The organism is Stenotrophomonas sp. STEN030, assembly GCF_056759995.1.
This window is the reverse complement of the sequence record NZ_JBRREB010000085.1, coordinates 1-11,228: the sequence shown is the minus strand read 5'-3', so window position 1 is coordinate 11,228 and position 11,228 is coordinate 1. Positions and strand designations below refer to the sequence as shown.

Genomic DNA, 11,228 nt, shown 5'->3' with positions numbered 1-11,228 from the left:
CGCGCTTTAACTCGGCACGTAACCGTGGGTTGGCCGTGGAACCCCTCCGGGGTTGACCCAATTCTGGGGGGCCCATGCAGCCGGGGCCATTCCAGAGTCGGGTTTCGTACCTAAACCCGACTCTGACCCCGGTTTTGCCCCGGGCCAACGTAAGAGCCTCCCGTAACCGTTTACATGCCCCATCTAGCTCCCCTCAAACCCCGTAACCCCAACCAAATTCGGTACGATACGGCGGGGACAACGCGATGCCGGGGGATCAGCGGCAGCGTTGCGAGTTCTTGTTTGGCATCCGTCGTTCCGCATGAGGTGGGCGGCGCGCCTTCGCCTGCCCTTTATGTCGAACAGCCAATGATCGCCACCCTCCTAGTCGGCATGCTCTGCGTTTACCTGCTGAGCTTCAGCTTGATGTTCCAACTCATCAGTCGTCGCCTTCAGGACGAGAAGATGGGTATGGACGTTTTTGCGGCGGCCAACCTGATGCTGGGCGGGGCTTACGTGCTGCAGTTGCTGGAAGGGCCGCCGGGCTGGAGTTGGATCAGCATGGTCAACCACACGCTTACGCTGTGCTCCTTGCTGGCGTACTGCGTGGGCGGGGCGCGCTTCTTTGGCCTTGCTACGCCGTTGGCCAGGCCGCTGTTGTACCTGGCGGTGGGCTATAGCCTCCTGCAGATTCTGGTGAACTGGGCAGTGGGCCCGGTGGCGCGCTATGCGTTGCTGGCAGGTACCTGTGCTGTGTGGTTCGTCAGCATGGTGGCGGTGCTGCTGTACGGCGCGCGCAGCTTTGCCAAGGACCTGCGCGGTGAGGTGCTGCTGTTTGCTGGCTTGATCAGCGGCATCTGCGTGCTGAATGTCATCAAGCTCAGCAAGCTGCTGTCCGGCGGCTTCGAGGCGCTGAGCATGGATGGCCAGTTCTCGATGATCTTCTATGTCTATATGTGCTCGCTGGCGACCATCCTGCCGCCGTCGATTGTCTGGCTGGTGCTGCGTCGGCTTACCGACAAATTGCGGTTCATGGCGGCGCGCGATCCGCTGACGAAGCTGCTCAATCGTCGCGGCTTGGGCACGGAGTTGAGTTCCTACTTCCGACGTCCCGGCACTTCGGCGCGATTGCTGTTGGTTGATGTCGACCACTTCAAGAACATCAACGACACCTACGGTCATCAAGTAGGCGACGCCGTGCTGTGCGGCGTTGCTGATGCCTTGCGCGCCTCGGTGCGCAAGGGCGACCTGGTCTGCAGGCTGGGCGGCGAGGAGTTTGCCGCCATCTGCATTGGCGCCGACGACGCGCCGGCCCTGCGTGTGGCCGAGCGTGTGCGCAGCAGCATCGAGCAGGCGGTGATGCTGCAGGGCGCGCGTTATGAAGGGCTGCGCTGCACGGTGACCATCGGTGTCTCGGACAGCTTTGCCAGCGCGGCAGGTTTGAGCCAGGCCATGCAGCAGGCCGATGCGGCGCTGTACCGCGGCAAGAACACCGGCCGCAACCGCGTGGAGCAAAACCGGGGTCAGAGTCGGGTTAACGCAATGCTGGATACGGTTCACTAGCTGTCTGTGCCCGCGTCGGATTGCTGGCATTCTTGGGCGATGCCGCATCAAGCAGTGGCGACTGAACTTCGAGGAGAGGGCATGCGATCCCGGATTGGGCCTGCGTTGAACCGGCAAGTGTCTGCCGGGCGAGCTGACGGGCGCTCGGTCATCGAACGCCTTCCTATCTGCTTTCCATATTTGCTTTGCGGCCGAACAGGTCCGGGTTGCGCTGCAGCCTTGCTGCGTCGGTGCCTGCGCTGGATAGTCGGGGTGCCGATGCTCCTGCTGCTGGTGTCCTTGCTGCCGGCGACGGCCGCAGCGCAGGCGGAGGGTCTACCCGTCCGCGTCGTCATCAGTTGCCAGCACATGGGCTGGGACATGATCGAGGAAAACTTCGTGCTTGAGCGGCTGGCCGGCAGGCAGGATTACACCTTGCATGGCAGCTACGAGGACCGCAATGGTGGTCGCAAAAGCCTGCGCCGTGATGTTGATGCCGCGGCAGTAGCGGCCTTGGTTGACGCGATTCGTGAGCCGGCCTGGGATCGGGATCGTGGGGTTCGCGGCGTTGCCGCGCACTATCGTCGCGGCCAGTTGATCCCCAGCGGGGATTGGCAGAGCCATCCGTCGAACGGTTGCAGCAAAGCAACGCAGCGCCTGGTCGGCGCCCAATACGTCAAGAACAAAGGCGTGCAGACGCTGGTGGATGACCTGTATGGCGATGGCATCAGCTGGACCGATGACTATCCGTTCGCAGTCATTCAACTGATCTGGGCCGATGGGCGACGGCAGGTGCTGCACTCGGAATCGCAGAAGGCGCTGATGCTGCCTTGGCGCTTGGGCGAGCCCAATAACAGAAGGGATTCGGCACCTGAGAGCTGGTCGATTCCCATCAGTGAACATTTGAGGGCGTTGTTGCCGGCCAATAGCTTCCTGCATGCGCGCCTTGATGGCATGGAGGCGATGGCTCGGAAAATTGGCTATCGGGTGCAACATGCGGTTGGGCTGCAGTGCAGCGCAGATCTCGAAAAGCGCGATACCCGGAAATAGCGCAACGGCTTGAAGGTAGCGGGGCAATGCGGGAACCAGACGCTCGACTGGCTGCATTCTCAGCGGGCCTTAGCGGCTACTACTTGCATTCAAGTGATCCCCCTACGCGGATGACTTTCATTGAAGACGGTGTGCGTCTTGCGTGTAAAGACGGAAATCTGAATCATCTGCATGGGGCTTCAATGCCGCACCGGATGAAGTGGTGTGTCTTCTGGAATGCCGCTCGGATGTAGGCAGAACTGCGCTCATAGTCCTTGGTGCGCAAGTTAAAAAGAACGCGAGGAGTCGCCATGATCGAGAGGGAATTTCTCGCGTATTGCGTAGTAGGAGCCTCGCTGTCAGAAGAATTAAGTTGCATCGCAGGTTCGCAGTCTCGTCACAGATGAGGTCCGAGCGCGGTCGCCAACAGAGCGGCGCAGCGATAGGGATAGTCGTCACGGAGATAATAATGAACATTCAAAGGAAGCTACTTGCAGTAGTCATATCTGGAGTCGCGTGTATTGGTCACGCTGCCGAGCGGAATCCACCTAATCGGGACCATGAAGAGCCGCTGGCGGACTTGGCTGCGTCGAGTATGGTTATTCCAGGATCCATCGTCGCCAGCAGCGACTATCTTGTCTTTGAGTCGGTTGATGGAACCGGCAAGTCATACAGTGCAGAGTACGACCCAGCGACATCAACTGTGACCGCCATCAGCGGCGGCAACATGATCCAGAAGAAGTTGAGCCCTCATGAAATGCAGATTGCCAACAGCAAGGCTGAGCACGCGGTTGGCGTAGGGGCAGGGTCGCTGGCCCTGATACCCATCTTCATGGGAGCCGCCTGCTACATAAATGACCAGATCACAAAGCACAGTGTTATCAGGGCTTGCGCCGCGCAAGGTTCCACTCCAGTGATGGATGACACGGGTTTATGCGGATTTGGTGCTTCCTATCGATGTGAGAGGCTACCGGATCCTCCTGTCCCCAAGCCAGCCCCTACACCGGTGCCGGGTCCATCAGGCTCTTACGGGGGCATATGGGGCAGTGATGGAAATGGTGGATACCGTCCAATTGGGGCGAGCGACTACTGGTCAGTCTGGACTTACGACGATGACTGGTTTTGATGAGTTGGAACATCGCGATCATCGAGCGTCGATTGGAACGCATGTTCACTCCAACCAACGTTGCTAGCGGGCATGACAATGCGCTCTACAGCTGCGAGTAAAGGGGGGTTGTTGAGCCGTTCGACATGGTCAATTTTACAGTGGTGCTTAGCAGCATTCGCGGTTCTATGTGTGTCGCTCTCTATCACCCTGTCGTCGGCTGTATCGGGTCCGTACTCCATGGACATCACTTTTGACGTCTTGCCGACATCCTTGCAGTTCAACGAAGTCGACTGGAGTCAAGCGGACGACGATCAGGGAATTCGCTGTACTGACGAAACGCACACACTCAATGATGGAGTCAGCTGGGTGCGATGTCGCTTTGTCGCCAATGAGATCAACGATGCGAAGCAGTATCTGCATCGGCAAGGCATGCAGACCGGGGCGGTCTATCGAAACATCCGGATAACGCCGGTGAACGGTGGCTGCGGTTTCTATGTGGCGTCTGTAGTTGTCGCAGCTGGGCTTTCCATTCTGCTGATGCGATTTTTTGGCTGGAGTCTGTCGTCAGAGTTGAAGTTGATAGGAAACCTTGGCTGGCGAGCCCTTGCTGTGTTGGCTGCACCCACAGCGCTCTGCATAGTGATGGCGTCGCTGATCTCTTGGATGGTTGGGATGGAGGCAGGTAATTTAGTTGTTCAATCTTTCAGTACTTCGGAGCGAATCTCCTTGATGGTAGCGGCAATCTTGATTGCGCCGTTGCTGGAGGAACTTCTGTACAGGGGATTGGTTTATAGCCTTCTGCACCGCGCTAGCGGGTCGGTACCTGCTTGCATGGTAGGTACCGGCTTGTTTGTCATCTCGCACGGGTCAATGGAATTCTGGGATAGTGGGACTCTGCGGTTAGCGATGCTTGGCGTTATTTCTGTCAGTCTGTATGCAATCAGAGTACGTTTTGGTTCACTCATCCTCTGCATCGGTGCGCACGCGCTCTTCAACGCGGTCGTAGTGCTCGCATGGTTGTCTGCTGCGGGCTGAGTGGAAGAAGAAGCCGGTGTCAGGGTTGGATTTGTGCGGCTATTGAATGTTGGCTTCTTAAGTTCGTGCCAGATTTTTTCTGGCAGAGATTTCCGGGCAGGAATTTCCTGGCAGAAATTTCTGATGTTATTCGCTATAGCTCGGAGGGGCCGGAACGTCACGTGGGTTTACTCTTGATCTGAGTGTCCCATCGTTCAGCGAGTTTAGGAGTGGCGAGGCGGCCCCCTTTCCCGGGAGTTCCACCCTGACCCTGATTTTCGCCTATGCTCCGCCTACCAGCGGGGGCTGGATAACCAAGGAAGGGGGCGGTATGCGGGTCTGGCTGGCGCTTGTTTTGTGTGTTGTGTCGGCGGGGGTACGGGCTGGCGATACCATCGATATCACGCCGTTCGTGCAGCAGGACGTCTACGAGTGGGTGAAGATATCACCCGATGGCAAGCACTTTGCGGTGACCAAGCCGCTGGAAGACCGAACCGCGTTGCTGATCCTGCGGCGCGAGGACAATGCGTTCACTGCCAAGATCATGGGCGGGCCGGATTCGGTGGTTGACGATTTCTGGTGGGCCAATGACGAGCGGGTGGTGGTGTCGCTATCGAGCAAGCAGGGCTCGCGTGATGAGCCGGTGGCGATCGGCGAACTGTATGCGGTGAATGTGGACGGCAAGTACAGCATGTTGCTGGCTAGCCCTTACGGTGTACGCACGCAGCCCGGGTTGGTCACGGAAATGCGTAACACCTTCGAGCAGTCTGTATACATGCTCGATCCGCTGGCGGGCGATCCACGCAACGTGTTGGTTTCGGCGGTGCCGGTGGCGAGCGATCCCGTTGTTCGTATCGAGAAGCTCGATATCTACAGTCGCAACCGCGTGCGGATTGCCGAGGTGCCGGTACAGCGCGCCAGCTTTGTGTCCGATCAGGCCGGTGAGGTGCGCTTTGCGGTGGGTGCCAAGGCCGACAACATCTCCAAGCTGTTCTACCGCGAGGCGCGTGGGCAGGATTGGCGTTTGATCAATGACGCCGGTAGCAGCGGCCAGCGTCGTTTCCCTTTGGGATTCAGTGCAGATGGCAAGCTCGCCTATCTGCAGGTCGAGCATGCCAGTGGGCCGGACAGCATCGTGTCCTGGGACCCAGCCAGCGGCCAGGAAGTGACACTGTTGCGCGACCCGCTGGTCGATCCGTATCAGGTCCTTTATGACATGGACGGCAAGACGCCTATCGGTGCGTCCTTCATGAACGAGCGTATCAGCAACCGCTTCTTTGACGAGGCTGCGCGTACGCCGCGTTTCTACCGCAGTCTGGAGAAAGTCTTCGGCACCGACGCGGTGCGCATGACCTCGGCCACCAGCGATGGCCGCTATGCGCTGTTGTTCGTATGGAGTGACCGCAACAACGGTGACTACTTCCTATTTGACACGCAGGAGCGCAAAGCTGATCGCATGTTCAGCCGCCGCGAGTGGTTTGAGCCGCAGCAGGTTCCACCCTCACGCTATGTCAGCTTCCGTGCACGCGATGGCATGCAGCTGCATGGCTATCTGACCGAGCCGCTGAAGCCGGCGAGCGAGCCGCGACCAATGGTGTTGCTGCCCCACGGCGGTCCATTCAGTGTGTTCGACCAATGGCGATTCGATGACGATGCGCAGTTGTTGGCGGCCGCCGGCTACGCGGTACTGCGGGTCAATTACCGTGGTTCGGGCAACTACGGCCGCGCGTATACCGATGCAGGTAGCCGCGAATGGGGCGGGCGCATGCAGGACGACCTTGCCGATGCCACGCGCTGGGCAATCGCCGAAGGTGTGGCCGACCGCGAGCGGATCTGCATCTACGGCGCCAGCTACGGCGGCTACGCAGCCTTGATGGGCGCGGCGCGCGATCCCGACCTCTATCGCTGCGCCGCCGGCTATGTAGGCGTCTATGATCTTGACCTGATGCATCGCAATACATCAAACCGCAGTAGTTCCGGACGAACCTGGGCCAGCGACTGGATGGGTGATCGCGCTGACCTTGGGGCGCGATCGCCGGTGAATCTGGCCGACCGTATCAAGGCACCGGTGTTCCTGGCTGCAGGCGGCAAGGATGAGCGCGCACCCATCGAGCACAGCAAACGCATGGAGCGTGCGCTGAAGAAAGCCGGCGTGCCGGTAGAAACCCTGTACTACCCGAACGAAGGCCACGGCTTCTATACCGAACCGCATCGGCGCGAGTACTACGCGCGATTACTGTCCTTCCTTGGTCAGCATCTGGGCGGAGCGACGGCAAAACCGGGGTCAGAGTCAGGTATTCGCAGCTCGGCGAACTGATAGTGGGAAGCCCGCGAGTGCATTCGTTCCGCTAGCGAGCTGGCTCCGTTTTCCTTGGCCGGCCGCTCTTGCCTGGCGTCAGGCTGCGGCCGAGTTGCGCTTCGATGGCGGCCCGGAAGCGATCGTTGCCCATGGGCTGCTGACGGTTGAGATGGTCGCGGAAACTGGCTGTGTCTTCGTTGCTCACTTGTTGAACGAAATCGCGATACGCCGCATGTCGCCGCGTATCGCAGGCATCCAGTCTGGTGTAGCAGATGTGGGCTTGTATGGCCGGGTTCGCTACGCCGAAGGCATTGTGCCGGTAGCTCGACCATGGGTAGTCGGCGGGATCCGGCACAATGCCAGCGCGGACTGGATTCAACTCGATGTAGCGATAGCAGCGTAGAAGATGATCGTCATTCGCGATGAGGTGGGATTTGTAGCGGCCTTCCCATAGCGTGCCGGTACGTTCATACGCGTCATTGATATAACGGACGTAGCGTCGGCCCAATGCCTGCATCAGGCCGCTGATCGCGCCAGTTTCGGCGGGCGTTATCAGAAGGTGGACGTGGTTGGTCATCAATACATAGGCATGCACGCTGCATTCGCGCTCGATGCTGAGCGCGTGCAGGTCCTGCAGGTAGCGCATGCGGTCGATATCGCGGAAGAAGCATGGTTGCCGGTCGTTGCCGCGTTGGATGATGTGCTGTGTCACGCCCGCCGGATCAATTCGTGGTCGCCTTGCCATGTTGAACTCCAGTCGCCGTTCGTCTGCAACGCTAAGGCGACCGGTGTGGTGAATCGATCCGGGGAGTGGGGTGCTTGGTGTAAGAACCTGACTCTGACCCCGGTTTTGCACTACCATGCGGCCACCAGCCAGCCATTCCCGTTCGACAACGGCGCAGCGAGCCAGGACACCCTTCGTGCCCTATCAAGGAAGCTCGCAATGTCGAAATCCCCCATGTTCCGTTCCGCTGCGCTCGCGCTGGCGGTCTCTCTTGCGGTAGTTGCGCCGGCTGCTTCGGCGACCTCGCCGGTTGCTGGCACCAGCAGCGCTGCCGCCGATGTGCAGCGCCAGGCCGTTGCCAAGGGCCTGTACGAGCTGGCTTACAGCCCCTCGCAGAACGCCGTGTTCGTCGCCTCGTCGGGTGGCTTTGGCGATGCCGCCGGCCCGGCCCAAGTGCTGCGGCTGGATCCCACCACGCTGGCCGTGCAGCAGCGCATTCCGCTGGAGCGCAAGGGCTTTGGCGTGGTGCTGGATGACAGCAACAATCGCCTGTATGTCGGCAATACCGTCGACACCTCGGTGACGGTGGTCGATACCGCGCAGAACAAGGCCATCGGCACTGTGCAGCTGATGGAGAAGGTCACCGACAAGGACGGCAAGTCTTACTACAGCCACGATCTGCGTGAGCTGGTGGTGGATGCTCCGAACCATCGCCTGTACGTGACTGGTCATTCGCAGGAAGGCAGCGTGTTGTTCGTGGTCGATACGCAGTCGCTGCGCTTGATCGACACCATCGAGGGGCTGGGCAAGGCCAAGGCGCCAGGGCTTGCGCTGGATGCCTCAGGCAAGCGGGTTTACACCAGCAACCTGTTGGGTGAAGTGGTCACCGTCGGCACCGACAGCGGCAAGGTCGAACAGCGCTTCCAGGTCAGTGCCGAGCAGCCGATGAACATCGCGCTGGACCCCGCCGGCAAGCGCTTGTTCGTCACCGATCAAGGCTTGGAGATGATTCGCAAATACCAGGCCAGCAGCATTGAAGGCTTCGCCTCGCGCCATCCGGGTAAGCGCGTGCTGGTGCTTGATCGCAGTAGTGGCGCCGAACTGGCCAGCATTCCGACCGATGCAGGCCCATTGGGCATCCTGCTGGATGCACCGCGCAAGCGCCTGTATGTGACCAACCGCGAAGCCGGCAGCGTCACCGCCTACGACAGCGACAGCTACCAGCAGGTGGCCAGCTGGTCGGTGCCAACGCACCCGAACAGCCTGGCGCTGGATGCGAAGAACAACGTGTTGTACGTCAGCATCAAGAATGGCGAGAGCGACCCGAAGGGTGCTGAGGAAGCCGTCGCCCGCATCGATCTGGGCAGCTGACGCAGCAGTTTCTGCAACCGGAGTGTCCGGGGCCAAGGCAGCCATGCGTGCTGCCTTGGCCTTTCTTTCGCGGTTGCTGGCATCATCGGCCCATGGCCATCACGCTCGATCATCTGCGCCGCTACGCGGTTGCCCGTTCGCTGTTCAAGCCGACCACGCTGATGCGGGCGATTGCGAAGCTGGGCTTTGTCCAGGCCGATCCAATCCGCGCGCCCGCACGGGCACAGGACCTCACCCTGAGGCACAGGGTGCTGGGTTACCGTGCTGGGGATTTGGAGCTGCGCTATCCACGCCTTCCCATCGAGGAAGATTTCTTCGTCAACTATGGCTTCCTGCCGCGTGGGCATCATGCCTTGATGCATCCACGGCAGGCGCGAATGGAATGGACGCCTGCACGTTGGAAGCAGGCGCAGGCGGTGCAGGCCTTCATCTCCGAGCGTGGTGCGGTGCATCCGCGTGAGGTAGACGCGCACTTCGCACATGGCAAGACCACCAATTGGTTCGGCGGCTCGTCCAATGCCAGCACGCAGCTGCTCGATGGCATGCACTATCGCGGGCTGCTGCGGGTGGCGCGACGCGATGGCGGTACGCGTGTGTATGCGGCGCGCGATGCTGCACCACCGGTTCACAAGAGTGATGTCGATGCGCGCATGGATGCGCTGATCGATCTGATTGTCGGCAAGTACGCGCCATTGCCGGATGCCAGTCTCGGTCAGTTGGTGGCCCATCTTGGCAATGGCGTTCCGCAGTGGAAAGACGCGCGTAAGGCTGCGCTATTGCGTGCGCGGCAACGTTTGCCGCGGGCGCGGGTGAATGGCGTGGATTGGGTTTGGCCCGCTGACGAGCTTGTGGAGAGCCGTCGTTGGAAGCCGGATGCACAGGTGCGGCTGCTGACACCGTTCGATCCGGTGGTATGGGACCGTCGCCGTTTCGAGTTGCTTTGGGGCTGGGCATATCGCTTCGAGGCGTACACACCTGCGCCCAAGCGCAAGCTGGGTTACTACGCGTTGCCGCTGCTGTGGGGTGACCGGGTGATAGGCTGGGGCAATCTTTCGGTTGCCGGCGGGGCGTTGAACGCTGAGTTGCAGTACGTCGAAGGACAAGTTCCGCGCGATGCTGCTTTTGTCCAGGAGTTGGATGCGGAGCTGGCGCGCATGCGGGTGTTTCTTGGAGTGGAGCAGTGAGCTGAAGCGTCTGCTGGCTGCGGCGCCGCCCTCGCGTATCCGCGGCCTTTGGAGATGAAACGGTCTCATCTCTGCGATGTCCGCAATTTCTCTGTGGTTGCTGTCAGCTGATCCGGGTGCCGAGCCGGCATTGTCAGGTTGTTGCTGATGGTTCTCCAGCTCGGGCGGTACGGGCGAGTTGAACCATGGCGACTGCATCCGTCATGCTGCAGTGCCGTTGTACTGCTCCGCCCATAGGATCACACGCGTGTCGCCAACTACTGCCGCAGCAGCTCGCAATAGTGCCTTGCATATGACTGTGGCCTTCATCGCCATGGGTAGCTGGGCCGCCTTCGCCAACCTGGCGCACCCGATGCCGCGGCCGTTGATCGCGGGAGTGGTGCAGGGCACGTTGTCGGCGCTGATCACCTTGTTCCTTAAGCGCATGATCGAGGCGCTGTCCGCACGCTTGCCGGGGAGGTCCGGCTATTGGGTGCCGCCAATGGTTGCTGTGATCGCTTCGCTGAGTCTGCTCAGCAGCATCCATTGGCTGGCTGGTACGCCGGAGATACTGCGCACGATCGTGGTGCCGTTGTCGGTGACTGCGATCTATGCGACGACCTACAACCTCGCGTTGCGGCGCGCATCGGCGCCGAGAATGTAGGAGCGGCGTGAGCCGCGAAGCCATTGCTGTGTCAGCCAGCGAAGAGCCAGCCCCTCCCCAAGCCTCTCCTTCGCGACGCGAAAGGGAGGGGGCGTAGTGCCGAGCCATGCTGGGCAGGGGGCTTTATCGGTGATGCCAATGCCGAGCATGGCTCGGCACTACAGGTGGAGCGCTGCCGAGCATGGCTCGGCACTACAGGTGGAGCGCTGCCGAGCATGGCTTCGGTACTTGCTGCTTTGGTTTTGTGGGAGCGGGGGGGGGGGGGGGGGGGGGGGGGGTGGGTGGGGGGTGGGGGTGGGCTGGGGGGGGGGTGCGCGGGCTAAGGTGGTGGGGGG

General features: G+C 60.7%; 9 protein-coding genes. 8 read left to right on the top strand and 1 reads right to left on the bottom strand.

Annotated features, from left to right (window positions below):
• The first annotated feature begins 348 nt into the window (after positions 1–348).
• The 5 genes from ACVOLR_RS19220 to ACVOLR_RS19200 all read left to right on the top strand — a co-directional run bounded on the left by ACVOLR_RS19220 (position 349) and on the right by ACVOLR_RS19200 (position 6,989).
• A complete protein-coding gene (locus ACVOLR_RS19220; RefSeq protein WP_481537857.1) occupies positions 349–1,542 on the top strand; it encodes a GGDEF domain-containing protein in 1,194 nt (397 codons plus the stop codon).
• A gap of 252 nt (positions 1,543–1,794) precedes the next feature.
• Positions 1,795–2,571: a hypothetical protein gene (locus tag ACVOLR_RS19215; protein ID WP_481537856.1), complete on the top strand. Its 777-nt coding sequence runs from the start codon at positions 1,795–1,797 to the stop codon at positions 2,569–2,571.
• Between the two features lie 448 nt (positions 2,572–3,019).
• Positions 3,020–3,676, top strand: coding sequence for a hypothetical protein (locus tag ACVOLR_RS19210; protein WP_481537855.1), 657 nt, complete (start codon positions 3,020–3,022; stop codon positions 3,674–3,676).
• A gap of 219 nt (positions 3,677–3,895) precedes the next feature.
• On the top strand, positions 3,896–4,693 hold the full coding sequence (locus ACVOLR_RS19205; RefSeq protein ID WP_481537854.1) for a CPBP family intramembrane glutamic endopeptidase: 798 nt from the start codon (positions 3,896–3,898) through the stop codon (positions 4,691–4,693).
• A gap of 310 nt (positions 4,694–5,003) precedes the next feature.
• Positions 5,004–6,989, top strand: coding sequence for an alpha/beta hydrolase family protein (locus ACVOLR_RS19200; protein WP_481537853.1), 1,986 nt, complete (start codon positions 5,004–5,006; stop codon positions 6,987–6,989).
• Positions 6,990–7,020: 31 nt separating this feature from the next.
• On the opposite strand, the gene ACVOLR_RS19195 is transcribed toward ACVOLR_RS19200, so the two are convergent.
• Positions 7,021–7,716 (bottom strand): transposase, encoded by a 696-nt coding sequence (locus ACVOLR_RS19195; RefSeq protein ID WP_481537852.1) that lies wholly within the window; start codon positions 7,714–7,716, stop codon positions 7,021–7,023.
• Between the two features lie 198 nt (positions 7,717–7,914).
• Between ACVOLR_RS19195 and ACVOLR_RS19190 the strand changes: the two genes are divergently transcribed.
• From ACVOLR_RS19190 to ACVOLR_RS19180, 3 genes are all read left to right on the top strand, one after another.
• Positions 7,915–9,066, top strand: coding sequence for a YncE family protein (locus ACVOLR_RS19190; protein ID WP_481537851.1), 1,152 nt, complete (start codon positions 7,915–7,917; stop codon positions 9,064–9,066).
• 92 nt (positions 9,067–9,158) lie between these two features.
• Complete coding sequence (locus ACVOLR_RS19185) at positions 9,159–10,250, top strand: DNA glycosylase AlkZ-like family protein (RefSeq protein ID WP_481537850.1); 1,092 nt, start codon at positions 9,159–9,161, stop codon at positions 10,248–10,250.
• Between the two features lie 247 nt (positions 10,251–10,497).
• A complete protein-coding gene (locus ACVOLR_RS19180) occupies positions 10,498–10,893 on the top strand; it encodes a hypothetical protein (RefSeq protein WP_481537849.1) in 396 nt (131 codons plus the stop codon).
• The last annotated feature ends 335 nt before the right edge of the window (positions 10,894–11,228 follow it).